Raw genomic sequence first — 24,197 nt, forward strand, 5'->3', positions numbered from 1 at the left:
TTGTAGCATTTCGTCGTTAGAATCGGCACCCCTCAAGGGAGAATGCTATGACCGAATTGCGTGACCTGACGCCCCATACCATCATTTCCAGTGAGCAAGCGGCCCGGGATGGACGCCAACGTCGTTTGCTGCGAACGTTCCTGCCCGAACTGGTCACCCTCGAACGCATGCTCGCTGAGGCCCCGGAGCAAGTCAGCACCAAGGTGATTCAGCGGGTGGAAATGAGAGATTTGTCGCTGCCAGTCTACCGTGTAGACATTGGTTCTTCCCGCCCGGATGTGCCGGCGGTATTGATTGTTGGTGGCGTGCACGGGCTCGAGCGTATAGGCAGTCAGGTGGTGATGGCGTGGCTACAATCGCTGCTCGCCAGAATGGCCTGGGACGAACCTCTGTCGGCATTATTGCAAACCGTGCGGATTACTCTGCTGCCCATTCTCAATCCGGGTGGAATGTACCTGAATCAGCGAAGCAACCCCAATGGCGTGGATCTGATGCGCAACGCCCCCATTACCGCTCAGGCCCGCAGCGCTTTTCTGCTTGGCGGCCAACGGCTGTCGCCGCGTCTGCCCTGGTATACCGGAGACTCTGAGCAGGAGATGGAGCCGGAAAACCAGGCTCTGGAAGCGGTGATCGACGAACTGCTGCCGGGGCGCCCGTTCAGTGTAGCGCTGGACTGCCATTCCGGATTCGGCATGCAGGATCAGATCTGGTTTCCTTACGCATACCGGCGCAGACCCATGAGGCGTATCGCTTCCGTTATGGCACTGAAGCTGATCTGGGAGCAGGCGTACCCCAACCACGATTATCGGTTTGAACCCCAGTCCCGTCACTATCTCACGCATGGTGATTTATGGGATTACTTCTATAAACGGGTCAATCGTGAAAATCCGGGCGTTTTCCTGCCTCTTACCCTGGAGATGGGATCCTGGCGGTGGATCCGCAAGCGCCCGCGACAGCTGTTAAGACTGGACGGTTTTTTCAATCCCCTGGTTCCCCACCGGCACAAGCGGGTATTGCGCAGTCATCTGGCCTGGATGGATTTCCTGGTTCACGCCGCTGCAAGCCATGAAAACTGGTTGCCGGCACAGGAAGCGGAGTCCATGCTGAGGGAAGCGGCCATCATGCACTGGTATCGGGATTCTCACTAACGATCAGTGGGTCTGGGCATTCATCAACCGGAACGTTCGTATGCACTGGATTCTGTTGAGGGGGCTCACGCGGGAACATGCACACTGGGGAAGCTTTCCGTCCCGACTGCGTGAGGCATTTCCGGATCATCAGTTCCATATGGTCGATCTGCCGGGCACAGGTGTGCACTACCGGGAGGACAGTCCAGGGAGCGTGGCAGCTATTCGGGAGAAGGTCTCCGGGCGGGTCAGCCATATACCGGGTCCGTTCAGTATTATTGCGCTTTCCATGGGCGGTATGGTTGCACTGGACTGGGCCCAGCAGGCCCCCGGAGGCCGGATTCAGAATCTGGTTCTGATCAACACGAGCTCAGGATTCAGTCCGCCCTGGCAGCGTATGCGTCCAGGGGCATGGCCCAGGATTTTACGCCTGCTGACCCGACGGGAGCTATTTGACCGTGAGCGGGATATCCTCAGGCTAACGTCCAACCGTGAGGTGCCTCTGTCACTGGCGAAACAGTGGTACAGCATCCAGCGACAGCGACCAGTCAGTCCGCGGAATGCGGTAACCCAGTTAACCGCTGCGGCGCGTTACAAACCCGGCCATGGTCGTCCGCTGCCCGATGCTCTGGTGCTGGCCAGCCGGGGCGACCGCATTGTTCACTGGCGCTGCAGTGCGGCTCTTGAGGAACGCTGGCAATGGACCATGAAGCTGCACCCGGATGCTGGCCACGACCTTCCGCTGGATGATCCGGACTGGATTATCCGCCAGATCCGCACCTGGTTGCCCCGATAGCGTTGGTTGCTTGACGCAACTCTTCTTTCCGGTCAGTCTTCTCTGCTGAACGATCAACCCCTCATTCTTAAGGAACGGAGCCGATAATAATGAAAATCTTCGAAACCAGGACCGCACCGAATCCACGCCGTGTTCGCATGTTCATGGCCGAAAAAGGGCTGTTGGACAAGGCGGAGTTTGTCGAGATTGACCTGCAGAAAGGCGAAAACTTGACCCCTGAGTATGTGGCTCGCAATCCGATGAAGAAAGTGCCGGTGATGGAACTGGACGACGGTACCTGCATTGCCGAAACCATGGCGATCTGCCGTTTCTTTGAAGAAAGCTATCCGGATGCTCCGAGCCTGCTGGGCGATACGCCGCTGGAGAAAGCTCAGCTTGAACAGTGGCTGCGCTGGATCGAGCTCTTCTTTTTCATGCCGACGGGGATGTGCTTCCAGCATACCACCGGTTATTTCAAGGATCGGATGAATCCAATCAAGGAGTGGGGCGAGGAGTGCGGCAAGAGCGTGGAAAAGTTTATGCACTTTCTCAACAAGCAGCTTGAGGGTAAGGAATACATCTGCTGTGACCGCTTCACGGCTGCTGATATCAACGCCTTCACAACAGTGGCATTTGCCCGGGTGGTTGGTATCCGGATAAAGCCTGAGCACACCAATCTGCAGGCCTGGTATGATCGCATCAAGGCACGTCCTTCGGCCGAGGCCTGAGGCACGGACTACCCCGACACTGCAAGAGAGACGTTAATGACGACAATGGATTCCGGCCTGCAATGCGCGCTGGCTGCTATCGATAAGGCGAATCAGGCCGACCCGAACCAGGAGCAAGTTGGCGAGGAACTTCTGCCCAAGGAGTATGCCTACAGTCAGCACATGACCCGCTGGCTGTTTGAGCTCGACCCCCAACCTTCGGAGCGCATGCAGATCGCCTGTCGCGCCCAGCACATAGAGCGCTGGACCATGCCCAGGAAGGACTATCCGGAGGGCAGAAAAGCCTATTACCAGTGGCGTCAGGCCTGTGGCCGGATGCATGGCAGGCGAGCTGCGGAAATCATGGCTGATTGTGGTTATCCGACGGCGGAGTGTGAGCGGGTAGAGACCATCCTGACCAAGCGGGAACTGAGGCAGGATGAAGATACCCAGTTGCTGGAAGATGTGGCCTGCATGGTCTTTCTCGAGCGGTATTTTGCGGATTTCTATGAAGAAAAAGCGGACTACGACCGGGAGAAGTGGTTACGTATTGTGCGCCGGACCTGGGGCAAGATGTCGCCCCGGGCACACGGGGCGGCATTAAAGCTGGCCGAAGGTATGCCGGCACACTTGTTGGAGCTATTGCAGGAGGCTCTGGCCGAGCCTGGGGCCTGATGGGAGCCGGGAGTCAGCCTTTGGGGAAAAATAACTCCCTCAACTTCCCACCTGGCTCCTCGGCGCGCATGAAAGACTCACCGACCAGGAACCCGTAAATTCCGCGCCCGGTCATGGCCTCTACATCGTTGCGCGTCATGATGCCGCTTTCGGTGATCGTCAGCCGGTCCCGAGAGATCCGCTCGTGCAGATCAAAGGTAGTGTCCAGAGACACTTCAAAGCTGTGTAAATTGCGGTTGTTGATGCCGACCAACGGTGTTTTCAGGGTCAACGCATCGTCCAGTTCCTCACCGTTGTGCACTTCCACCAGAACATCCAGGCCGATTTCATGGGCGATGCCTTCGAGCTCCTGCATCTGGTCTTTCGTAAGGCAGGCGGCGATCAGCAGAATGCAGTCTGCGCCAATAGCGCGACTTTCATACACCTGGTAGGGCGCAACCATGAAGTCTTTGCGGATGACCGGCAGGCTGCAGGCGTTGCGGGCAGCGACCAGGTAGTCTTCGTGGCCCTGGAAGAAGTCGCGATCGGTGAGCACGGACAGGCAGGCTGCGCCGCCGTTTTCGTAACTCTCGGCGATGACCGCCGGCTCGAACGGGTCGCGCAGAATGCCCTTGCTTGGTGAGGCTTTCTTGATCTCAGCGATAACCGCCGGCGTTTGCTGTTCGATACGTTGCCGCAGGGCCCCGGCAAAACCGCGAGCAGGTGCTTGATCACCGGCTTTTGCTTTCAGATCAGCGAGCGAAACCTTGGGTTTCCGCTCGTCGATTTCTTGCCACTTACGATCAACTATTTTCCGAAGAATCGTCGGTGTTTTATCCAGATGTCTGTCAGTCATTGTCGGCCTAACAAATTGGGTGGAGGGGCCGGCGGCGTGGACCTTTCCAAAACACGCCCGTGAATACGTCCCTGTAGGGCTTGGCGTCAGCCATCCTTGGCTGACGACAGTTTCGGAAAGGTCCACGCCACCGTCCCGTCGAGCTTGGTTATTGCCTTCTGTTCGAAAGTCTCAAAAGCACTGAGAAAAATCAGCCAGCTCTGACATCTTGCCTGCCGCCAGGCCAGAGCCCATGGCGTCGAGGGCCATATCAACGCCTTCTTTGGCGTTGCTTGCAAGTCCGGCGACGTAGATTGCCGCGCCAGCATTCAGGGCAATGAGATCGCGGGCTTTTTCAGCCATGTCATCGTGACCACGACCGAAGGCCGCCCGGATGAGTTTCAGTGAATCCTCAGCGGTTTCAACGCTCAATCCCACCAGGGACTGGCTATTGATACCCAGGTCTTCCGGAGCAATGTCGTATTCGGTAACCTCGCCGTCCTTCAGCTCTGCGACATGGGTTGAGCTGGCCAGACTGATCTCGTCCAGGCCGTCCTTTGAGCAGACCACCATAATGTGCTCCGCCCCCAGGCGATGGAGCACCTCGGCCATCGGGCGGCACAGTTCCCGGTTAAATACGCCTACCAGCTGACGCTTGACGCCAGCCGGGTTGGTCATCGGGCCGAGGATATTGAAAATGGTCCGGCAGCCGAGCTCCTTGCGCGGGCCGATGGCGTGTTTCATGGCGCCATGGTGAGCCGGGGCGAACATAAAGCCAACACCGATCTCTTCCACACAGCGAGCCACTTCCTCGGGTTTCATGCTGAGATTGATGCCCAGCTTTTCCAGGAGGTCGGCACTGCCGCTTTTGGAGGACACCGCCCGGTTGCCATGCTTGGCGACGAAACCGCCGGCGGCCGCAACGACAAATGAGGCGGCTGTCGACACGTTAAACAGGTTCGCACCATCTCCGCCGGTGCCGACAATGTCTACCAGAGGACTGGCATCAACGGTAACCTTGGTGGCCAGCTCACGCATCACTTCGGTGGCGCCGGTAATCTCGTCGATGGTCTCGCTTTTCAGACGCAAGCCCATGAGAAACGCGCCGATCTGTGCGTCCGTGGCTTCGCCTTTCATGACGATACCCATTACGTCTTTCATTTCTTCCCGGGACAGGTCCAGGTTGGACGCAATGCGGTTGAGAGCTTCTTTCATGTCCATTTGTCGGCCTCTTAATGTGTTCTCAGAAAGTTGCGCAGTAGCTCGTGACCTTGTTCCGTCATAATAGATTCTGGATGGAACTGCACGCCTTCAATGGGCAAGGTCTTGTGCCGCACTCCCATGATTTCTTCTACAGAGCCGTCGTCGTTACGGGTCCAGGCGGTTACTTCAAGGCAGTCGGGCAACGTGGTTTTGTCGATGACAAGGCTGTGATAACGGGTTGCCTGCAGTGGGTTGCTCAGGCCCCGGAATACGCCGGTATCACTGTGGAACACCGGGGAGACCTTGCCGTGCATGACACGCCCGGCACGGATAATCTCACCGCCGTAGACCTGTCCAATAGCCTGATGACCCAGGCATATGCCCAGAATCGGCAGCTTGCCCGCAAAGTGTCGGATAACCTCGGTAGAAATGCCCGCCTCGTTCGGGGTGCAGGGACCAGGAGAAATCACAAGGCGTTCCGGGTTCTGTGCCTCAATCTGTTCGATGGTGATTTCATCGTTCCGGTAGACCTTCACATCCGAGCCCAGCTCTGACAGATACTGCACGACGTTATAGGTAAAGGAATCGTAGTTATCGATCATTAGCAGCATATCAGTGCCAACCTTTTGCAATTGAATAGGACGTTTCCGCTGATGCTGCCTGCATACCCGCCTTTTTCATCACTTGATCTCTTCCAGAACAGATTTCGGCATTCGCAGACCCAACTTCATAGGGACAGGAAAATCACTGACGTTGATTTTGTCATAAATCGCCGACTGGCGTAATGCGACCTTGCTCATCACTCGGGGAAATTCTGAAAAATCGGTCATTGGAGATAGTATTGTTCACTGAATACGGACAGCTTAGTCTGGGCGAGGAGATTGAGGGGTTGGTGCCGATGCTATTGAAGTCACCGGTTTGCCGGGCGCGCCATTCTCTCCAGCAACGGATCATTCCGAGAGCGAGGGGCCACAGAAGCCATGGAAGAGCAAGAAAAGAGTGAAACTGGCCGCGAGCCGGAGTTCAACGGGTACCGCTCTACGGTCGCATTGATCGAGGCGATCAGTATTCGCAGCATGGCTCTGGTCGTTTTAACCGTGATCGCCACACTCTACTTTATCAACTGGGCCCAGGCCGTATTGCTGCCATTGGTTGTTTCTGTACTGTTCAGCTACACACTGGAGCCTATCGTATCCGCGCTTCAACGTCTCCGGGTGCCCAGATCTCTTGGCGCCGCATTTGTTTTGTTCGCTCTATTGGGTATCTCGGTTGCATCAAGCGTTCCTCTGAAGCAGGAGGCAATGGAAATGCTTGATAAAATTCCTCGTGCCATTGAAGAACTCCAATACCAAAACGCCCGTTCTGTCGATGAGGACGAGGGCCTTATGGCAAAGGCCCAGACGGCTGCGAAAGAGATCAAAGCGACAGCGGAGCAGGGCAGGGAGGGGGCCGAGTCGTCGATGAATGGCGTAAGGCAGGTGCAAATCATAGAACAGCCAATGGACGTTCAGGAATATATCATTGAGAGTTCACCGACGTTGCTGGTATTGATCTCCCAGGTCTTCTCCGTACTTCTGTTAACGTATTTCCTGCTGTCAGCGGGATCGCTCTATCGAAGCAAAATGATCAGGCTTTCGGGGCCGTCATTCCGGCGTATGCGCAAAGCGGCCAGACTAATGAAAGAGTTTCACCTGCAGGTGCGCAGGTTCCTTTTCGTCATGCTGGTTGGTGCAGGGTTTGTCGGATTGCTGACGTGGTTGTCGTTCTGGGCGTTAGGGGTGGAGCAGGCGGCATTCTGGGGAGTGATTGCGGGCGTGGCGAGTGCCGTGCCCTATCTGGGACCATTTCTGGTTCTTGCAGGCACCGGCGTCGACGCATTGCTGCAATTTGGTGAAATGGAGATGGCCATCATTGTTGCCTCAGTGTCACTTCTGATTACCAGCATTCAAGGCAACCTGCTGACCCCATTTCTCACCAGCTATGTCTCAAGCCTGAACCCTGTGGCGATATTTATCGGCCTGTTGTTTTGGGGCTGGATGTGGGGCCCGGTCGGGCTGATCGTGGCAACTCCGATACTGATGATTGTCAAAACGCTCTGTGACCACGTCGTTAACCTGCGGCCAGTTGGTGAGCTGTTGGGTAAGTGAATCGCAACACGAACGTCCCAGGGGCAAGGCTTGGGCAAAGTTTTTTGTGTTCCTTTGCCTATTCGCCCGGTTCGGGCACATCATCTTTGCTGGCGCCCTGTTCCCGTGCCAGGTTTTTTGCCTGTTCCTGATCACCTTCTTCGGCAGCCAGGGGTTGCTGGTCACGGCCCCGGTCTGGAGCCAGCATAATGCGCGTGATCAAAGGAAAGTGGTCGGAACCGATGGATGGCAGTCGTGCCATCAGATCGAGGGTGAAATGCTTGCTGTGGAAAAGGTGGTCCAGCGGCCAGCGCAAAAACCAGTAGTCTGCGTGAAAGGTCGCGTACAGGCCGCGACCTATGCGTGGGTCCAGTAACCCGCTGACTTTCCGGAACAGACGAGTGGTTGGCGACCAGGCTACATCATTCAGGTCTCCTGTTACGACAGTAGGCTCCTCGCTGCCGGCGACGCTCCGGCCGACTATCACGAGTTCCGCGTCTCGCTCCTTGGATTCCGGGTTCTCTGTCGGGCTGGGCGGCGCCGGGTGCAGGAAATGTATTCGTACCTGATCACCTGATGGTAACTCAACCAATGCATGCATGGACGGCACGGCGTCCTCGATCAGAAACCGGCACGTTGTTTCATGCAGCGGCAAGCGTGAGTAAACATGCATGCCATAGAGGTTGTCCAATGGGCATTTGATGGTGAATGGCATGTCAGGTTCAAGCACCGCAAGCTGTTCCTCCCACCATTTATCCGATTCCAGGGTAACGAGTACATCCGGCGTATGCTCCTGCACAAGTCGGATAAGGGCCTGAGCATTGCGATTGGGGGTCAGGACGTTCGAGGTCAGAATGGTGAGAGCGTAATCGGGGTCACGCTTTTGAGCGGTTTTAACTTGCCGGCGCCATAAGGCGGTATACGGGGCAATCCACCAGAGTTGCCCGGCCAGGGATGCCGTGGTCGCCAGAACCATGAGCCAGGTGGCGACACTCTCCATCTCCAGCAGAGCAAGCTGCAGGAGCAGCAGGACAAGCGCGAGGCAGGCAATTTGCAGACGAGGAAAATCAAATCCCCGAACGGCCCAATGCGGATGAGGTAACAACGGCAGGAGCGTCGCTATCACCAGAGTGATCGTCAACGCTCCCAGTACCCACACCATCACATCTTCCGTGGCCAGCATCATTTCTCAGGACTCTCGTTAGCTGTGCGAGGAAAAAGCGCAACGGCTCATACGATCAGCTGCCTGTCCGAACCCCGTCAGGTATCACCCTCAGCACGCTTTATCTGCTGCCCGGGTTAGTGATCAAAATCGTAGTAAGTCATTGCCACTGCGCGGAAAATGGCGCGCCCCTTGTTCATGGTTTCTTTCCACTCAAGACGGGGCACCGAATCGGCTACTACGCCGGCACCGGCCTGGATATGCAGGGTGTTGTCCTTGATGACGGCGGTTCGGATTGCAATGGCAGTATCCATATTGCCGTTAAACGACAGGTAGCCCACGGCGCCGCCGTAAACGCCTCGTTTGACCGGCTCCAGCTCGTCGATAATTTCCATGGCGCGGATCTTGGGCGCACCACTGAGAGTGCCCGCGGGCAACGTGGCCCGGAGCACATCCAGGCAGCTGGTGTTGTCTTTCAGGCGACCGGTCACGTTGGAAACAATGTGCATCACGTGAGAGTAGCGCTCAACGATCATCTTGTCGGTCAGCCGAACCGTGCCGGTTTCCGAGACCCGACCGGCATCGTTCCGACCGAGATCGATGAGCATCAGATGCTCGGCAATTTCTTTCGGATCAGCCAGCAACTCGGCCTCCAGAGCCTTGTCTTCGGCATCGGTGGCGCCGCGTTTTCGGGTGCCGGCAATGGGGCGAACGGTGACTTCCTCGTCTTCCACCCTGGCCAGAATCTCCGGGGAAGAACCAACAATGTGGAAATCTTCAAGATCCAGGAAATACATGTAGGGCGACGGATTCAGCACCCGCAGGGATCGGTAGAGGTTCAACGGGGGCGCCTCGAACGGGATCGACATGCGCTGGGAAATCACAGTCTGCATGACATCGCCGTCCAGCACGTAGCCCTTGATCTTGTCGACGGCCGCCTCGAACTTGTCCTGGGTGAAGCCGGAAATAAAGTCACTCTCGTCTACGGTCTTGCCCCGCAGATGTTCCGGGGTACGCGGTGCGTCGGCGGTTTGCCGGTGCAAGCGGTTCTCCAGTTCGTCAATGCGGGCCTGGGCCCGGTCGAAGGCGCCCTCAAGGTTCGGGTCCGCATGCACAATGAGGTGCAGCTTGCCGCGCAGGTTATCGAACACCACGATTTCATTGGATACCATCAGCAGGATGTCCGGCGTGCCGATGCGATCGGGTGGACAGCTCTTGCGCAGACGCTTCTCGATGTAGCGCACGGTGTCGTAACCGAAGTAACCGACCAGGCCACCGTTAAAACGGGGCAGTTCGCTCAGGTCGGGAGCATGGAAGCGTTTCTGGTAGGCCTCTACAAATGCCAGAGGATCGTCCACTTCTTCGGTTTCGACAATTTCCCCACCGCGGCTGATCTCTACCCGGTGGTCAAACACCTTCAGCACTTCGTGACTGGGCAGGCCGATAATGGAATAACGGCCCCATTTCTCGCCGCCCTGGACAGATTCGAACAGGTAGGAATAGGGCCCGCTGGCGAGTTTCAGATAGGTGCTCAGAGGCGTGTCGAGGTCGGCGAGAACCTCGCGATAAACGGGGATACGGTTAAAGCCAGCGTTGGCGAGCTCTGCGAATTGCTCGGGTGTCATGGTACGGTTTCCTGAAATCTGATCTGCGTTTTGGGCGAAAGCGTTCGCTTTCGTCTGGTGCTAAGGGCTTTACGGACAGGCGTCCTTCAGCCCCGGGCCTGCTCAGCCGGTGCGCCATCGCCACCATCGTGTTGCGCGGGTTGTCAGGATGCCTCGCGCTGCAGTCAGATTCAGTCCCTGCAAGGCAGGAATCTCCCGTAAAGAAGTGCTCAATGTCAGTTCCTTGTGAGATTACAAAAGCTCGGCGAGCGAATCAACAACCGCGTCAGCGCCGAGGGTTTCGACTGGTGGCCCGTAATTGTAGCCGTAACGCACCGCAACACAGGGAATGCCTGCTGCCAGGGCCGCGTTAATGTCCGTTGCCGAGTCGCCCACCATAACCGTGGTTCCGCGAGTTCCGCCAAGTAACTCCATGGCGTGCAGCAGGGGAGCCGGGTCGGGTTTCTTTACTGCCAGGGTGTCGCCACCCACAGTCAGTTCAAACCAGTGGTCCAGTCCCATCTGTTCCAGTAGTGGCGCCACGAACTGCTCGGGCTTGTTGGTAACAATACCCAGTCGGCAGCCCTGGTTCTTCAGTTGTGTCAGGCAGGCTTCGACGCCGGCATAAACCACCGAGTGCCGGCCGTTGATCGTGCCGTAGGCATGATAGAAAATCGCCAGGGCATCCTTGAACAGAGCTTCGTCCTTCGGTCGGGCGGGCTCCCAGTCTACCTGGCCGGCAAGGGCCCGGCGTACCAGGATACTGGCTCCGTTACCCACCCAGTCCCGCACCCGATCAATGCCCGCCGGTGAGCGGCCCAGATGCTCAAGCATCTGATCGACCGCCGCGGCCAGATCCGGTGCGCTGTCCACCAGAGTGCCGTCCAGATCAAAAAGAGCGACGCCCGGCCAGCGCGGATTGAATAGCCCTGCCAGGCTCATTGGCTGATCACCTTCCGGGCTTGCGCCAGCTCTTCGCGCATGGCATCAATGGTGGTTTTGTAGTCGTCAGTGTTGAAGATGGCCGAGCCCGCCACGAACGTATCCGCGCCAGCTTCGGCTATTGCCCGGATATTTTCGGTTTTCACGCCCCCGTCGATTTCCAGCCGGATATTATAATTGCTTGCATCAATGCGCTTGCGGGCTTCACGGAGCTTGTCGAGGGTGCCGGGAATGAACTTCTGTCCTCCGAATCCGGGGTTGACCGACATCAGCAGAACCATATCCAGCTTGTCCATGACATGGTCCATGTAATGCAGCGGTGTGGCCGGGTTGAACACCAGGCCAGCCTTGCAGCCACCATCGCGGATCAGCTGCAGCGAGCGGTCAATGTGGTTGGACGCTTCCGGATGGAAGGTAATGTAACTGGCCCCTGCCTCGATAAACATGCGAATCAGATCGTCGACCGGCGATACCATCAGGTGCACATCGATCGGTGCGGTCACTCCATGCTTGCGCAGCGCCTCGCAGACCATGGGGCCTATGGTGAGATTGGGCACATAGTGATTGTCCATTACATCGAAGTGCACAACATCGGCGCCGGCGGCCAGGACGTTGTCGACTTCTTCACCCAGGCGGGCAAAGTCTGCAGACAGTATGGATGGGGCGATCAGGTAAGGGTTCATGACGGCTCTCTCACAACAATGGATAATGGCGCGGTCGGCGGTCCCTGCCGCAAATTCAAAGTGGCTGCTAGTCTAACAGTTAAGTTGCGCTTTTTCGCAGTCAAAGGATCAATCTCTGTGCCGAGACTCGAGATTTACCGGGCAGCCCTGTATTCGGCTTTCGCCCTTGTGTTGATGTTTATCCTGACCTCCCCCGGTTTCGCTCAGGAACCGGGGGAGCCCGCTGGCAACACCGGTGACCCGGCGGCCGAGCCTCCCAGCCGGTCCCTTGTCTGGACGGGCACCGGTGAAGGCTCCCTGAACCAGACTTTTCCCGAGGCGGCGGCGTGGTTAACGCTTGATGAGGGCGACCGGGTATTGGGGCTGTTTTACCCGCAAGCCGGACCGCAGGCCCGGGGGGCGGTGTTGGTTCTGGCCGACGAAGGCGAAACGGCCGCCTCCGGGGTGACCGGGCCGCTGGCGGCAGGACTGGCGTCCAGGGGATGGGCGGTACTCACGCTGGGCCTGGAGTCGCCGGCACCAATGCTTCACCAGGTGCTGATGCGACCTGCAGTGATGCGCTCAGCCGCTGCAACGGATGCGGAACAACAGTCAACATCGGACTCGGTGATGATCGACGTTATGTCTCCGGGAGACACCGATGACCTCGAGGCCCGCTTCAGGAACAGAATCGGGCAGACCCTGCAGGCCGGGCAGGCCTTGCTGGTTGAGCGGGGCTATGAGGCACCTGCTGTTGTGGGCGTGGGGCGAGCCAGTATTCACGTGACCAACCGGCTGCTTGAAGGGGCGGATGCCTCCGCCCTTATCTGGGTGGCTCCGTGGTTTTACCCCACGGACCGAACCGATCTTCCGGAGCGTCTGGAGTCGTTAAGCACGCCACTGCTTGAACTTTATCCTTCCGGCTCCGATACAGGTCAAGACAGCTGGAGTATGGGCATGCGGTTGCGTCGGGCCGGGATAAGTGGGTTTGAGCGCCAACCCGTGCCCTGGTTCAGTTCTGCGACCGGGGTTGCGGGTGATGTGGTGGCCAGCCGCATTGCCGCCTGGCTGGAGTCGCGCCGGCGCTAGGAATGACGAGCGGTGTTGTGGCGTTTGATCAGTTCCCAGGCCTGTTGATACGCCAGCAGGCGATCTTTGGCCAGGCTCTGGTCGCGGGCACTGACCTGGCGTTGAGACAGTTTGTCCGGATGGCACTCGGATACCTTTTTTCGGTAGGCCCGTTTAATGACCTCCAGCGAATCCTGTCGGGTCACCCCCAGTAACTCGCAGGCCTGTTGATAGCTGGTGGGTCTGGCGAGGGACTCGTTATGCCTGGGCCAGACTTTGCTGGCATAGCTGTCCAAAATGTCTTCGCTAACGCCCACGGGCAGGCCAATCTGGTCAATGGCGTCTTCGCAACGGTAGCGCCTGGGCTTGTCCGGTGGCCCGTTAAGTTGACTGGCATGGCACAGGCAGATAGCCGTTTTCAGGGCCGGGGCCGGCCACAGGCGCTGGGACAGGCGCATGGTCAGTCCGCAGAAGAAAGGCAGTTGGCTGGCCGATTTCCCCTGCTGAAACCAGTTGATGGCATTCCGGCGATGACGTTTCGACAGTCTCAACGCCTTGATCAGGGACTCCGCATAGCGAATGTCCGATTCAGTCACCCGTCCTTCGGCTTTGGCAATGTAACCCAGGAAAAAGAACAGGGGGCGTCTGGACCAACGGGGCAGATGGGCGCGTTCGATCAGGGCGGGGGCCTGATGAGCACAGGCTGAGAGCTCCCGAATCAGGCTGGAGAGTTCTGCGTCCATCCGGGCCGGCAGTGCCGTTTGTTTGTCAGTTCTTGCCATGGCTTCCGGATGTCCCGTGAGCAAGTTTCTGGTCCAGCGCCTGCAGTCGCTCGGGGGTGCCGACGTCCACCCACTGTCCTGAATGGTACAGACCCTTCACGCGACCGTGGTTCATGGCGTCGCGCAGTATCGGCCCCAGCTTGCCGGCCTGGTCGGTCAGGCCCTTGAACAGGTGTCGGTGCAACAGACTGATACCGGTAAAGGTCAGCTTGTGCGGGCCATCATTGCTCAGCAACCCCTGATCGTTCAGGTGAAAGTCTCCCTGAGGATGGTGTGGCGGGTTGTCAGTGACAACCAGTAACGCGTCTGCATCAGTTGGTGGCACTAATCCGGACAAGTCAAAGTCACTCCAGATGTCGCCATTGATTGCCAGAAACCAGTCCGATACGTCATCGGCAAGCAGGGGCAGCGCCCGAACGATGCCGCCAGCGGTTTCCAGGGGGGATCCTTCCCGGGAGTAGTGAATCGAAATGCCGAATTGCTCACCACTTCCCAGAGTTTCTTCGATCTGATCGCCCAGCCAGGCATGGTTGATCACCACCTCATGGATTCCAGTCCGGCGCAGGTGTTCCAGATGGTAGCTGATCAGAGCTTTACCGCCAGCCTGAAGCAGGGGTTTCGGCGTGGTCAGTGTCAGGGGCCGCATGCGTTCACCTTTGCCGGCGGCCAGAATCATGGCTTTCACTGCTGCGGTAACTCCTGATCGGGTGGCACGCCAATACGCTCTTTAATCCGGGGCATGACTGCGTTGCTGAGCCATTCGTGGAAGTGTCGAAGGGCAGGCTGCCGGCCGCTGGCAACGATCAGGTATTGCACGGTTCGGGGAATGTCGTTGAGATAGCCGTGCTTGCCATCCCGGATGGAGAGCCGGGCGAATATTCCGGCGGCCTTGAGGTGGCGTTGCATCCCCATCAGCTCAAACCACTGTCGGAACGTTTCCCGGTCGGCCCGGTGTAGGCCCGCGTCCCGGCTTTTATCGTAGAACAGATTGAGCCAGTCGCAGATGCGCTCTTCTGGCCACTGAACATAGCAATCTTTGAGCAGGGACACGACGTCGTAGGTTATTGGGCCGGTCACTGCGTCCTGAAAATCAATGACGCCGGGGCGGGTATGGCTGGGACGAACCAGCAGATTGCGGGAATGGTAGTCCCGATGAACCGTCACTTCCGGCTGTGCCAGGGCACTTTCGCGCAACATGGAAAATGTCGTTTCCAGCAGGGCCCTCTCACTGTTCTCCAGGCTCATGCCCAGATACTGCTCCAGTAGCCAGTCCGGAAACAGGGCCATTTCCCGTTCCAGTAAGGTGGCATTGTAGGCTGGTAGCGGATAATCCTCGGGAGAGGGCTGACGGGCAATCAGTATCAGCTCCTCCAGGGCGTTTTGGTAGAGCTGGTCTGCGGACTCGTCGTTTAGCCGGGCAAGCATCAGCTGGTCGCCAAAATCCTCCAGCAGCAGGAACCCCTGGTCAAGATCGATCTGGACAACGTCCGGCACGGCAATGCCCTGGCGATGCCAGTGCTGGGCGATAGCGACAAAGGAGGTGCAGTTTTCATGTTCCGGGGGCGCATCCATGACGATAAACGGGGTTCTCTCGCCAGGGGTGTCCTTCTGGTTGTCGCTCTGCCAGACCCGAAAATAGCGGCGAAAGCTGGCGTCGCCGGAAACCGGTTCGGCTTCGCAGTGCTCGAAACCGGGGAACTGTCTGACCCAGTTGGTCAGCAACTGCAGGCGGGTATCCATAGCTTGGGGTGCGATCCTGAAAAAAGTTGTCACTGACAGCGAAAGTTAGCAGAGGAGTATAAAGAGGGTAAATCGGTTTTGCAGCGGAGTTTCCGTTAACAACCCCGGAGGGCACGTGTAAACTAGGCGGCGTTCGCATTTGCCCATCCTCCAATTCACCCGGAACAGGATCCGCTCACTGTGCCATCTCCCGAACGTCCACTGCAATCGCCGGCAAGCCGGTGGCGGAGCCGGTACGGCCATTTGTTGCTGGCCGGGTTGGTTGGAGTGGGCAGCACCGTGAGCTATGCCCAGTCATTACCGTCAGCGGCAGAAATCGACTGGCGACCAAGGCAGGAATTGCCGGATGACGTGCAGTCGTCGCTACCTTTGTTCTGTAATGGCGGTTATTTGCCTTCCGGTGGTCGCGACGGGATTGGCAGTGCGTTTCCAGCTGGCACAGAGACTGAGCAACCGTTGGAGGCCAGTGGTCTGAGCGCGCGTTATGACATTGATCACGAGCTGTTTCTTCAGGGGGATGTCCGGATTCGCCAGGGCGGCTTCCAGGTAACCGGTTCGGAAGCCCGCTACAGTCAGCAGCAGGGGACGGTGTCAGTCCAGGGGCCGTTGGTCAGTCGCGGTGATGGCTTCCTGCTGACAGGTCAGGATGCGAACTATGATGTCACGACTGGTCGCCTGGACATCAATACTGCGTCGTTCCTGCTTCATGGTCCGGAAATGCGCGGTCGTGCGGGCAGTCTGTCACGGATCAGCGAGGAGGTGGTGGTCATTGGGGATGGTTTTCTGACCACGTGCGGACCCAGGCAGAATGATTGGGCCGTTGTTGCCTCAGATATCCGGCTGGATCGGGCGGAAGGATTTGGTACTGCCAAACACGTTCGGCTGGAAGTTCTCGACGTGCCAGTGTTTTACTGGCCCTGGGCCAGCTTCCCCATTGATGACCGTCGCAAGTCCGGCTTCCTGTATCCCCAGTTTGGCTCCTCCAACGCCGGCAGTGGCGGTTTTCTCGCCCTGCCTTACTATTTGAATCTGGCGCCACACTACGATGCCACATTGACGCCTCAGTATATTCATGGGCGCGGTCTGTTCAATGAAGTTGAAGGTCGTTATCTCAGTCCCCTTGGAGAAACAACCCTGCAGCTGGGCTATATCGGCAACGATCTGGAATTCCAGGATGAGAATTCCGGCGAATCCGGAGAGCGCTGGGCGCTTGATGCCACCACGAGGGCAGCGCTTGGCAGTGGCTGGGTAGGTTATGGTGATTATTCGGTCGTTAGTGACAACGATTACCTCAGCGATCTGAACCGCAGTCTTGAAATCAGCCAGGCGACTCATCTCCAGAGGAAAGGTGGCGTAACCTATCGAAGCAACCAGCAGTACTTCGATGCCTATCTTAATGACTACCAGACCATTAGCGATGGTATCGACGACGAAGATAAACCCTACGCCCAGTTACCCCAGATTGTTTATGCCGGACAAGTTGACGCGGGGCTCCTGGAAGCGAAGCTGGAAAGCGAATACACCTTGTTTTACCGGGACAACGAAAATCTGACCGATCTGGACCGCGCCAACGGCCAGCGGTTCCGTGCCCAGCCGGAACTCGCACTGCCGTTGCGGACGTTGTGGGGCTTCAGTCGGCCGTCAGTGAGCCTTGATTACACCCGCTATGATCTTGACGACTATGAATCCGGTGACAGTGCGTTTGATCGCGCCGTGCCGGTGTTTGAGTGGGATAGTGGCCTGTATTTCGACCGTCAGAGTCGTTTGTTCGACATTCCTTACAATCAGACTCTCGAACCCCGACTCTATTATGCCTGGGCGGATGCCGATGCCGATCAGGACGAGATTCCGGATTTCGATACCGATGTCCAGACCTTGACGTTCGATCGACTGTTTCAGCCGGATCTGTTCAGCGGGGGGGACCGGGTTGGAGACGCGAACCAGTTGACCGTAGCCCTGACCAGTCGGTTCAATGATCTCGTCACCGGTGCCGAGCGCGCGCGTTTCAGTATTGGCCAGATTCATTACTTTGACGATCAGGAAGTGACCTTGTCCGGTGATGGTGCTATCACCAATAGCCGTTCACCGCTGGCCGGTGAAGTCGTTTTTAATCCACTGGATACTCTGGAAATACGCTCTTCCGGTCTCTGGGATCCGGAGACCGGCGATACTGAATGGGGGCGGAGCCAGCTGACCTACCATTCCAGTGACTACCGTTATCTGGCGAGTGTGGGGCACACCTACAGCGCCGACGATGATCTGAATCAGTCGGACATTGCGGCAGTTTTCCCGATGACAGACCGTGTTAGTCTGATCGGCCGCTGGGTTCATGACTCTGGCCTTGACAGGACAGTCGGATCTCTTGCTGGGCTGGAATATAATACTTGTTGCTGGAGCGTTCAGGTGGTGCATCAGAACTATCTGACAGACGACGAGGAACTTGAAGGACGCCTATTGTTCCAGATTCAGCTGAAGGGTCTGGGTGGCAGCGGCGGCGCCTCGTCCAGTATTTCCGATGCCATTTACGGTTTTGATGAAAGGGAGCGCCGCCGGTATGGAACTCCCTGATTGAATCAGGGACAAACGCTCCGCGAAAAGGCACTCAGGCTCAAATTCTATTTGCAGAGGTGATTATGAAGGCGACTCTTCGCCGTGGTGTACAAGCGTTACTGGTTTTTCTTGCCGTCCTGGCCCCGCTTTCTGTGCAGGCTGAACGCAAGTTGCTCGATCAGGTGGTGGCCATCGTCGATGAGGATGTCATTCTGCAGACCGAGCTGGAGGCAAGAATCAGTACCATTACCCGCCGACTCAGCGCTCAGGGGACAGGACTGCCGCCACGGCAGGTTATGGAAGAACGGGTGCTGGACCAGCTGATCACCGAATCCATTCAGATGCAGATGGCAGACCGAGCGGGCATGCGCATCAGCGATAATGAGCTGAATGAGACCATGGCGAACATTGCCGAGCGCAATGGAATGAGCCTGGCACAGTTTGAAAACCAACTGGTTGCCGAAGGCGTGACTTATAACCAGGCTCGAGAGCAGATCCGCAAGGAAATGCTGACCAGCCGCGTTCAGCAGCGCCAGGTGGGTAATCGCGTTCGGGTGACTGATCGAGAGGTTGAGAACTACCTGGAAAGTCTGGAAGCTCGGGGTGGCAACAACGCCGAATACCGGCTGGCCTATATTTTTATCAGCGTAGACAATCCGTCGAATGAGCAGGAGGTGCAGGCGGCCAGGGAAAAAGCCGAGCGTCTGCGCAACGAGATTGTCGGAGGCCGTGATTTCCGAGAGGTGGCTGTTGCAGAGTCCGACGCCAGTAACGCGCTGGAAGGTGGGGATATGGGCTGGCGTGCAGAAGGTCAGTTACCTTCGCTGGTGGCGCCGGTTGTTCCGGATCTGCCGGTGGGCGAGCCGTCCGAAGTGCTGGAAAACAACAGTGGCTTCCACCTGGTCGTGGTCATGGACAAGCGCGGCGGGGAACAGCAGCAATTGATTCAGCAGCATCGTGTTCGTCATATTCTGGTGCGGCCTTCCGAGGCAACCACAGACAGCCAGGCTGAAGCCAGAATTCGGGATCTTTACGAGCAACTGGAAGACGGGGGCAGTTTCAGTGCCCTGGCCCGAGAATACTCCGACGACCCTGTGTCTGGTTCCGATGGCGGTAACCTGGGCTGGGTGAGCCCGGGCCAGATGGTGCCCGCGTTTGAGCAGGCGATGCTGGATGCCGATATCGGTGAGTTCCGCGGGCCTTTCCGCTCACAGTTTGGCTGGCACATCTTGCAGGTTCAGGAGCGCCGCCAGAAAGACATCAGTGGCGAAGTGCGTGAAGCCGAAGCTCGCCAGGCTATCTACCGCCGTAAATTTGATACCGAATTGCAGAACTGGCTCCGCGAAATTCGCGATGAGGCCTTCGTTGAGTTCAAAGGTGAATACGCAGACGATGCGTCAACAGAAGAAACACCGGTTTCCTGATGAATAATCCCCTGGTGCTGGCATTGACGGCCGGTGAGCCGGCTGGCATTGGCCCGGAGTTATGCCTGCAGCTTGCGCTGAAACCCAGGACGTCGGGCGTCGTGGTGGTTGCAAGCCGGTCCTTGCTTGAAGCCCGGGCAGAACAACTGAACCTGGCAGTTAAGCTGCACCCATGGCAACCAGGAGCGGAACCGGCCCTGGGCGCCGGCGAATTGTCGGTGTTGCATGTGGAGGGCTGTGTCAGTCATCAGCCGGGCAAGCTGGAGACCGGCAGCAGCGCCTATGTCCTGAGAACACTGGAGGTTGCCGCTAACGGCTGCCTGAACGGAGACTTTGATGGCATGGTGACGGCACCGGTCCACAAAGGGGTCATCAACGACGCCGGCATACCGTTCAGTGGCCATACTGAATACCTGCAGGCGCTTTGCGGGGTCGAGCGGGTAGTCATGATGCTCGCTACCGAAGAGTTGCGGGTGGCACTGGTGACCACTCACTTACCGCTCAAGGACGTTGCTGCCGCCATTACCCCGGCGCGCCTGAGCCAGGTGACCAAAATTCTCGATGCCGATCTGAAGACGTTTTTTGGTATTGCCCGGCCGCGGATACTGGTCGCGGGCCTGAATCCCCACGCCGGTGAAGGCGGTCACCTTGGTCGTGAGGAAATCGATATTATAGAGCCTACTCTGGAGTCTCTCCGGGCTGAAGGAATGTCGCTGACAGGTCCCTTGCCGGCGGATACTCTGTTTACGCCGCACTGGCTTGACGAGGCCGATGCCGTTCTGGCCATGTATCACGATCAGGGATTGCCGGTACTGAAGTTTCAGGGCTTTGGGCGAGCGGTGAACATTACACTGGGCTTGCCGATTGTCCGTACCTCCGTGGACCATGGCACAGCACTGGACCTGGCCGGAACCGGCCGGGCCGATGCTGGCAGTCTGCACACGGCTCTGAAGGTTGGTGCCCAAATGGCGCAATGTCGTAAATCTGCTAAGGAAGAGACCCGTTCGTGAGTAACAAAGCCGGCCATCAGGCCAGAAAGCGGTTTGGTCAGAATTTCCTGCATGATCCTGGAGTTATCGAGCAGATTATTCGCGCGATTAACCCGAAGCCCGATGATGAGATCGTGGAAATTGGTCCTGGTCTGGGCGCATTGACCGAAGAAATACTGGCGGTGAATCCGAGGCTCCAGGTTGTAGAGCTGGATCGGGATCTGATTCCGGTACTGCGTACCAAGTTTTTTAACTACCCCGAGTTCCGGATTCACGAGGCAGACGCGCTCAAGTTTGATTTCAGGGAACTGATGGTGGATCGGCCCCTGCGAATCATCGGTAACCTGCCCTATAACATTTCCACGCCTCTGATTTTCCATCTGTTGGCGCAGTCCGGAGTTGTTCAGGACATGCACTTCATGTTGCAGAAAGAGGTAGTGCAGCGGATGGCGGCCGTGCCGGGAGACAACAATTACGGCCGTCTGGGCATCATGACTCAGTATTTCTGCAAGGTACAGCCGCTGTTTGAAGTGGGCTCCGGTGCCTTTCGTCCGGCGCCCAAGGTCGATTCTGCCATTGTTCGACTGGTACCTCACACGTCCCTGCCGCACCAGGCGAAGGATCTGGGAACCCTGCAGGCGGTTGTTCGGACTGCCTTCAACGCGCGCAGGAAGACCTTGCGCAAGGCTCTTGGGGGGCTGGTTTCGGTCGCGCAACTCCAGAGCCTTGGGATTAACGATGGCCTGCGTCCTGAAAACCTCGGTATGGCCGATTACGTTGCCATTGCCGATCGGTTGGTGGGCGAGAAGAGTAGCTCCGGCCCGGCAAACGGGGTAAGTGATGACTGACTACGCCATTGGCGATATTCAGGGTTGCTATGAGCAGTTGAGGGAGGTGTTGGCGAAGGTGGATTTTTCACCTTCCAGAGACCGATTGTGGGTGGCCGGCGACCTGATCAATCGGGGGCCGTCCTCACTGGCAACACTGCGGTATATCGAGAGCCTTGGGAACTCAGCCGTGGTGGTGCTTGGCAATCATGATCTACATCTGCTGGCGGTGGCCCTCGGCGGGCACCGTGCACGTCGCAAAGATACCCTGAATGATATTCTGGAAGCACCGGATCATGACCGGTTGATAGCCTGGCTCAGGCAACAGCACCTCTGTGTCCACGATCCGGCCCGTAATCTAGTGATGGCTCATGCCGGCCTGCCGCACATCTGGTCTGTCAGCCATGCCGTGGCCTGCGCGCGGGAGGTGGAAGCTGTCATCCGGGGCAATTCGGCCAGGGAATATTTTACCCACATGTATGGCAATCACCCCGACTGTTGGAACGACAACCTCGAGGGGATGGATCGCTGGCGAATCATCACCAATTATTTCACCCGCATGCGCTTTATTGCGCCTGACGGCACCCTGGAGCTCTCGACCAAGGAAGCCATTGATAGCGCCCCGGATGGTTTTGAGCCGTGGTTTCATTTTGCGCGCAACGACGATGTTCGCGTTGTGTTCGGCCACTGGGCGGCTCTGGAAGGCAAGACCGGCAGTGACCGGTTTATGGGTCTCGATACCGGCTGTGTCTGGGGCGGTGCTTTAACCATGATGAATCTGGATTCGGGAGAAAAGGTCCACTGTGGCTGCTGAATCCGTACAGACAGTATCGTCTCGCATCTTCGGCGTTGCTCTTGTTGCGGGCGCCACTCTGGCGTTGCTGGCCGTGATGGCCGGTGCGTTTGGCGCACATGGCCTGCGAGCTATGGTCAGTGAGCGGGGCCTTGAAGTTTTCCAGACTGCCGTCACTTATCAGATGTATCATTCCATAGCGCTGGTTCTGGTCGCATTGTTGGTCGGACAGGGTCTGGCACGGCGGCTGCTGGGCTGGTCTGCTGTGTTTTTTCTGTCCGGTATTGTGCTGTTCAGTGGCAGTCTTTATCTCCTGGTGCTGACAGACATTCGCTGGATCGGCCCGATCACTCCGCTTGGCGGGGTGTGTTTCATGGTGGGCTGGGCGCTGTTAATAGCTTCCGGCTTGCGCCGGAATAAGTGATCAATACAGAGGTTCAACACTCACGATGCAGGTTCAGGTAAACGGTGATGCAATGGAGTTGCCGAGCGGCGCAACCATTGCCACGCTGATTGAAACGATGGCTCTTGCGGGCAAGCGGTTGGCTGTTGAGGTTAATGAAGACATTGTGCCGCGCAGCCAACATCCGGAATTTACCTTGAGCGATGGCGACTGCGTGGAAGTTGTGCAAGCTATTGGTGGCGGCTGAGCAATCTGGCCCGTCACCAGCCGGCCGACTACGGCGGTTTCCATCCTCCAGAATTCACATGACTCAGGAACACTATGACAGAGACATCCCAACTCCAGCTCCCAGAAGACCGTCCACTCGAAATTGCCGGCCGTGTGTACCAATCCCGTTTGCTGGTCGGTACCGGCAAGTATCGTGACATGATGGAAGCCGGTCATGCCATCGAAACGAGCGGGGCGGAGATTGTCACCCTCGCGGTTCGTCGCACCAATCTGGGTCAGAACCCCGATGAGCCGAATCTGCTGGATGTGATTTCGCCGGAACGATACACCATTCTTCCGAACACCGCCGGTTGCTACACCGCGAAAGACGCGGTGCGCACCTGCAAGCTCGCCCGGGAGCTCCTTGATGGTCACGATCTGGTAAAACTGGAAGTGCTCGGTGAAGAGAAGACTCTTTATCCGAACATGACCGAAACCCTGGTAGCGGCCGAAGAACTGATCAAGGACGGCTTCAAGGTGATGGTCTACTGCTCTGACGATCCCCTTCTGGCCAAACGGCTTGAGGACATGGGTTGCGTTGCCATCATGCCACTTGGTGCGCCGATCGGCTCCGGACTGGGTATCCAGAACCGTTACAACATCCGGTTGATTGTGGAGAATGCCAGGGTGCCGGTGCTTGTGGATGCCGGCGTAGGCACAGCGTCAGATGCGACCATCGCCATGGAGCTGGGCTGCGACGGCGTGCTGATGAATACCGCCATCGCCCAGGCCCAGGACCCGATCAAGATGGCCAATGCCATGCGTCTTGCCATTGAAGCTGGCCGGGAAGCCTATCTGGCGGGGCGGATGCCCAAGAAGCTCTACGCCAGCGCGTCGTCGCCCGTTGATGGCACCTTTTTCTGATCTCGGGCACAATCCTGACGAATGATAAACGAGGGCCGGCAATCAACGATCGGCCCCGACAACGATAAATCAGAGCGCTGCTGTCCTGTCATGACTGACCAGAAACCCAGTCGCCGAGAGGCGATTCTCCATGCTCTCGTGGAACTCCTGGAGAATGATCCGGGAGCCCGCATCACCACGGCCGGCCTTGCCAAGTCCGTCGGCGTTACCGAAGCGGCTCTCTACCGCCATTTTCCCAGCAAGCGGAAGATGTTCGAGGCCCTCATCGAGTTCGCGGAAGACGCCGTTTTCTCCCGCTGTCAGGTCATCCTGCAAGAGCAGGATGACGTCCGGGTTCGCCTGCAACAACTGGTGCATCTGGTGCTTGTGTTCGCCGAACGCAACCCGGGACTGTGCTGTGTGCTTACCGGTGATGCCCTGATGGGTGAAAACGACGCGTTGCGAAAACGTGCCTCCCAGTTTTTCGAGCGCCTGGAAACCCAGATTCGTCAGACCCTCAAGGAAGGTGAAATTCGCCAGGGCCTGAGGCCAAGAACGAGTTCCGCCAGGGGCGCAGATTTCGTTCTGGTGTATGTCGAAGGCCGGATTCAGCGGTTTATCCGTTCGTCTTTCTCGCGATTGCCTTCAACGGATTTCGACGAAAGTTGGGCGTTGGTTGCCGAAGGTGTCTGGGGCTAGACCAACGCCGAACGA

Annotated in this window: 26 protein-coding genes; 15 read left to right on the plus strand and 11 right to left on the minus strand. The window is 57.6% G+C overall.

What is annotated here, in order from left to right:
- Window positions 1–47 precede the first annotated feature (47 nt).
- From KO499_RS05610 to KO499_RS05625, 4 genes are all read left to right on the plus strand, one after another.
- Window positions 48–1,148 carry a M14 family zinc carboxypeptidase gene (locus tag KO499_RS05610; RefSeq protein ID WP_215982716.1) on the plus strand — a complete coding sequence of 367 codons (1,101 nt, stop codon included), beginning with the start codon at window positions 48–50 and terminating at the stop codon, window positions 1,146–1,148.
- A 40-nt stretch (window positions 1,149–1,188) separates the two neighbouring features.
- Complete coding sequence (locus KO499_RS05615) at window positions 1,189–1,923, plus strand: alpha/beta fold hydrolase (protein WP_215982717.1); 735 nt, start codon at window positions 1,189–1,191, stop codon at window positions 1,921–1,923.
- A gap of 89 nt (window positions 1,924–2,012) precedes the next feature.
- Window positions 2,013–2,630 (plus strand): glutathione S-transferase family protein, encoded by a 618-nt coding sequence (locus KO499_RS05620; protein WP_215982718.1) that lies wholly within the window; start codon window positions 2,013–2,015, stop codon window positions 2,628–2,630.
- 36 nt (window positions 2,631–2,666) lie between these two features.
- The gene (locus tag KO499_RS05625) at window positions 2,667–3,284 is read left to right on the plus strand and encodes a DUF4202 domain-containing protein (RefSeq protein ID WP_215982719.1); all 618 of its coding nucleotides are present in this window, start codon (window positions 2,667–2,669) and stop codon (window positions 3,282–3,284) included.
- A 13-nt stretch (window positions 3,285–3,297) separates the two neighbouring features.
- Here the strand turns inward: KO499_RS05625 and trpC are convergent, their stop codons facing one another.
- From trpC to KO499_RS19965, 4 genes are all read right to left on the minus strand, one after another.
- Entirely contained in the window at window positions 3,298–4,119 is an 822-nt protein-coding gene (gene trpC, locus KO499_RS05630) for an indole-3-glycerol phosphate synthase TrpC (RefSeq protein WP_215982720.1), read from the minus strand.
- Between the two features lie 171 nt (window positions 4,120–4,290).
- Complete coding sequence (gene trpD / locus KO499_RS05635) at window positions 4,291–5,319, minus strand: anthranilate phosphoribosyltransferase (RefSeq protein WP_215982721.1); 1,029 nt, start codon at window positions 5,317–5,319, stop codon at window positions 4,291–4,293.
- Window positions 5,320–5,330: 11 nt separating this feature from the next.
- On the minus strand, window positions 5,331–5,912 hold the full coding sequence (locus KO499_RS05640; RefSeq protein WP_215982722.1) for an aminodeoxychorismate/anthranilate synthase component II: 582 nt from the start codon (window positions 5,910–5,912) through the stop codon (window positions 5,331–5,333).
- A gap of 69 nt (window positions 5,913–5,981) precedes the next feature.
- Complete coding sequence (locus KO499_RS19965) at window positions 5,982–6,131, minus strand: AlpA family phage regulatory protein (RefSeq protein WP_416240383.1); 150 nt, start codon at window positions 6,129–6,131, stop codon at window positions 5,982–5,984.
- Window positions 6,132–6,281: 150 nt separating this feature from the next.
- Between KO499_RS19965 and KO499_RS05650 the strand changes: the two genes are divergently transcribed.
- The gene (locus tag KO499_RS05650) at window positions 6,282–7,448 is read left to right on the plus strand and encodes an AI-2E family transporter (RefSeq protein ID WP_215982724.1); all 1,167 of its coding nucleotides are present in this window, start codon (window positions 6,282–6,284) and stop codon (window positions 7,446–7,448) included.
- A gap of 58 nt (window positions 7,449–7,506) precedes the next feature.
- Here KO499_RS05650 and KO499_RS05655 read toward each other — a convergent pair whose 3' ends face one another.
- The 4 genes from KO499_RS05655 to rpe form a co-directional block, all read right to left on the minus strand.
- Complete coding sequence (locus KO499_RS05655; RefSeq protein WP_228339762.1) at window positions 7,507–8,613, minus strand: endonuclease/exonuclease/phosphatase family protein; 1,107 nt, start codon at window positions 8,611–8,613, stop codon at window positions 7,507–7,509.
- Window positions 8,614–8,726: 113 nt separating this feature from the next.
- Complete coding sequence (gene trpE / locus KO499_RS05660; RefSeq protein WP_215982725.1) at window positions 8,727–10,214, minus strand: anthranilate synthase component I; 1,488 nt, start codon at window positions 10,212–10,214, stop codon at window positions 8,727–8,729.
- Between the two features lie 231 nt (window positions 10,215–10,445).
- On the minus strand, window positions 10,446–11,135 hold the full coding sequence (locus tag KO499_RS05665) for a phosphoglycolate phosphatase (protein WP_215982726.1): 690 nt from the start codon (window positions 11,133–11,135) through the stop codon (window positions 10,446–10,448).
- On the minus strand, window positions 11,132–11,818 hold the full coding sequence (rpe, locus tag KO499_RS05670; protein ID WP_215982727.1) for a ribulose-phosphate 3-epimerase: 687 nt from the start codon (window positions 11,816–11,818) through the stop codon (window positions 11,132–11,134). The genes KO499_RS05665 and rpe overlap by 4 nt, the downstream gene beginning before the upstream one ends.
- 117 nt (window positions 11,819–11,935) lie before the next feature.
- Between rpe and KO499_RS05675 the strand changes: the two genes are divergently transcribed.
- A complete protein-coding gene (locus tag KO499_RS05675) occupies window positions 11,936–12,886 on the plus strand; it encodes a DUF3530 family protein (RefSeq protein WP_215982728.1) in 951 nt (316 codons plus the stop codon).
- On the opposite strand, the gene KO499_RS05680 is transcribed toward KO499_RS05675, so the two are convergent.
- From KO499_RS05680 to KO499_RS05690, 3 genes are read right to left on the minus strand one after another with little or no spacing between them, the layout of a single operon-like run.
- Entirely contained in the window at window positions 12,883–13,647 is a 765-nt protein-coding gene (locus tag KO499_RS05680; RefSeq protein WP_228339763.1) for a DnaJ domain-containing protein, read from the minus strand. The genes KO499_RS05675 and KO499_RS05680 overlap by 4 nt on opposite strands.
- Window positions 13,634–14,332, minus strand: a complete 699-nt coding sequence (murU, locus tag KO499_RS05685; RefSeq protein WP_215982729.1) for an N-acetylmuramate alpha-1-phosphate uridylyltransferase MurU — start codon at window positions 14,330–14,332, stop codon at window positions 13,634–13,636. Before murU ends, KO499_RS05680 begins: the two co-directional genes overlap by 14 nt.
- Entirely contained in the window at window positions 14,329–15,387 is a 1,059-nt protein-coding gene (locus KO499_RS05690) for an aminoglycoside phosphotransferase family protein (protein WP_215982730.1), read from the minus strand. Before KO499_RS05690 ends, murU begins: the two co-directional genes overlap by 4 nt.
- Before the next feature lie 243 nt (window positions 15,388–15,630).
- Here KO499_RS05690 and KO499_RS05695 point away from each other — a divergent pair, with 243 nt between their 5' ends.
- The 9 genes from KO499_RS05695 (at window position 15,631) to slmA (ending at window position 24,182) form a co-directional block, all read left to right on the plus strand.
- On the plus strand, window positions 15,631–17,955 hold the full coding sequence (locus KO499_RS05695; RefSeq protein ID WP_228339827.1) for an LPS-assembly protein LptD: 2,325 nt from the start codon (window positions 15,631–15,633) through the stop codon (window positions 17,953–17,955).
- A 65-nt stretch (window positions 17,956–18,020) separates the two neighbouring features.
- A complete protein-coding gene (locus KO499_RS05700; protein WP_215982732.1) occupies window positions 18,021–19,361 on the plus strand; it encodes a peptidylprolyl isomerase in 1,341 nt (446 codons plus the stop codon).
- Window positions 19,361–20,371, plus strand: a complete 1,011-nt coding sequence (gene pdxA, locus KO499_RS05705) for a 4-hydroxythreonine-4-phosphate dehydrogenase PdxA (RefSeq protein ID WP_215982733.1) — start codon at window positions 19,361–19,363, stop codon at window positions 20,369–20,371. The genes KO499_RS05700 and pdxA overlap by 1 nt, the downstream gene beginning before the upstream one ends.
- Window positions 20,368–21,198, plus strand: coding sequence for a 16S rRNA (adenine(1518)-N(6)/adenine(1519)-N(6))-dimethyltransferase RsmA (rsmA, locus tag KO499_RS05710; protein ID WP_215982734.1), 831 nt, complete (start codon window positions 20,368–20,370; stop codon window positions 21,196–21,198). The genes pdxA and rsmA overlap by 4 nt, the downstream gene beginning before the upstream one ends.
- A complete protein-coding gene (locus KO499_RS05715; RefSeq protein ID WP_215982735.1) occupies window positions 21,191–21,991 on the plus strand; it encodes a symmetrical bis(5'-nucleosyl)-tetraphosphatase in 801 nt (266 codons plus the stop codon). Before rsmA ends, KO499_RS05715 begins: the two co-directional genes overlap by 8 nt.
- 76 nt (window positions 21,992–22,067) lie before the next feature.
- The gene (locus KO499_RS05720) at window positions 22,068–22,394 is read left to right on the plus strand and encodes a DUF423 domain-containing protein (RefSeq protein WP_215983397.1); all 327 of its coding nucleotides are present in this window, start codon (window positions 22,068–22,070) and stop codon (window positions 22,392–22,394) included.
- A gap of 25 nt (window positions 22,395–22,419) precedes the next feature.
- Window positions 22,420–22,620: a sulfur carrier protein ThiS gene (thiS, locus tag KO499_RS05725; protein ID WP_215982736.1), complete on the plus strand. Its 201-nt coding sequence runs from the start codon at window positions 22,420–22,422 to the stop codon at window positions 22,618–22,620.
- Window positions 22,621–22,694: 74 nt separating this feature from the next.
- Window positions 22,695–23,504 (plus strand): thiazole synthase, encoded by an 810-nt coding sequence (locus tag KO499_RS05730; RefSeq protein ID WP_215982737.1) that lies wholly within the window; start codon window positions 22,695–22,697, stop codon window positions 23,502–23,504.
- Between the two features lie 90 nt (window positions 23,505–23,594).
- Window positions 23,595–24,182 (plus strand): nucleoid occlusion factor SlmA, encoded by a 588-nt coding sequence (gene slmA, locus KO499_RS05735; protein ID WP_215982738.1) that lies wholly within the window; start codon window positions 23,595–23,597, stop codon window positions 24,180–24,182.
- The last annotated feature ends 15 nt before the right edge of the window (window positions 24,183–24,197 follow it).

This window comes from Marinobacter sp. F3R08, assembly GCF_018860425.1.
In the GTDB taxonomy this organism is placed as follows: domain Bacteria; phylum Pseudomonadota; class Gammaproteobacteria; order Pseudomonadales; family Oleiphilaceae; genus Marinobacter.

Coding starts and splice junctions, on each gene's coding strand:
- KO499_RS05610 (WP_215982716.1), top strand. CDS start 48: ATGACCGAATTGCGTGACCTGACGCCCCATACCATCATTTCCAGTGAG.
- KO499_RS05715 (WP_215982735.1), top strand. CDS start 21,191: ATGACTGACTACGCCATTGGCGATATTCAGGGTTGCTATGAGCAGTTG.
- KO499_RS05615 (WP_215982717.1), top strand. CDS start 1,189: ATGCACTGGATTCTGTTGAGGGGGCTCACGCGGGAACATGCACACTGG.
- KO499_RS05720 (WP_215983397.1), top strand. CDS start 22,068: ATGGCCGGTGCGTTTGGCGCACATGGCCTGCGAGCTATGGTCAGTGAG.
- thiS (WP_215982736.1), top strand. CDS start 22,420: ATGCAGGTTCAGGTAAACGGTGATGCAATGGAGTTGCCGAGCGGCGCA.
- KO499_RS05730 (WP_215982737.1), top strand. CDS start 22,695: ATGACAGAGACATCCCAACTCCAGCTCCCAGAAGACCGTCCACTCGAA.
- slmA (WP_215982738.1), top strand. CDS start 23,595: ATGACTGACCAGAAACCCAGTCGCCGAGAGGCGATTCTCCATGCTCTC.
- trpD (WP_215982721.1), bottom strand. CDS start 5,319: ATGGACATGAAAGAAGCTCTCAACCGCATTGCGTCCAACCTGGACCTG.
- pdxA (WP_215982733.1), top strand. CDS start 19,361: ATGAATAATCCCCTGGTGCTGGCATTGACGGCCGGTGAGCCGGCTGGC.
- KO499_RS05650 (WP_215982724.1), top strand. CDS start 6,282: ATGGAAGAGCAAGAAAAGAGTGAAACTGGCCGCGAGCCGGAGTTCAAC.
- KO499_RS05680 (WP_228339763.1), bottom strand. CDS start 13,647: ATGGCAAGAACTGACAAACAAACGGCACTGCCGGCCCGGATGGACGCA.
- KO499_RS05700 (WP_215982732.1), top strand. CDS start 18,021: ATGAAGGCGACTCTTCGCCGTGGTGTACAAGCGTTACTGGTTTTTCTT.
- KO499_RS05625 (WP_215982719.1), top strand. CDS start 2,667: ATGACGACAATGGATTCCGGCCTGCAATGCGCGCTGGCTGCTATCGAT.
- KO499_RS05690 (WP_215982730.1), bottom strand. CDS start 15,387: ATGGATACCCGCCTGCAGTTGCTGACCAACTGGGTCAGACAGTTCCCC.
- KO499_RS05620 (WP_215982718.1), top strand. CDS start 2,013: ATGAAAATCTTCGAAACCAGGACCGCACCGAATCCACGCCGTGTTCGC.
- trpE (WP_215982725.1), bottom strand. CDS start 10,214: ATGACACCCGAGCAATTCGCAGAGCTCGCCAACGCTGGCTTTAACCGT.
- rpe (WP_215982727.1), bottom strand. CDS start 11,818: ATGAACCCTTACCTGATCGCCCCATCCATACTGTCTGCAGACTTTGCC.
- trpC (WP_215982720.1), bottom strand. CDS start 4,119: ATGACTGACAGACATCTGGATAAAACACCGACGATTCTTCGGAAAATA.
- KO499_RS19965 (WP_416240383.1), bottom strand. CDS start 6,131: ATGACCGATTTTTCAGAATTTCCCCGAGTGATGAGCAAGGTCGCATTA.
- KO499_RS05665 (WP_215982726.1), bottom strand. CDS start 11,135: ATGAGCCTGGCAGGGCTATTCAATCCGCGCTGGCCGGGCGTCGCTCTT.
- KO499_RS05655 (WP_228339762.1), bottom strand. CDS start 8,613: ATGATGCTGGCCACGGAAGATGTGATGGTGTGGGTACTGGGAGCGTTG.
- KO499_RS05640 (WP_215982722.1), bottom strand. CDS start 5,912: ATGCTGCTAATGATCGATAACTACGATTCCTTTACCTATAACGTCGTG.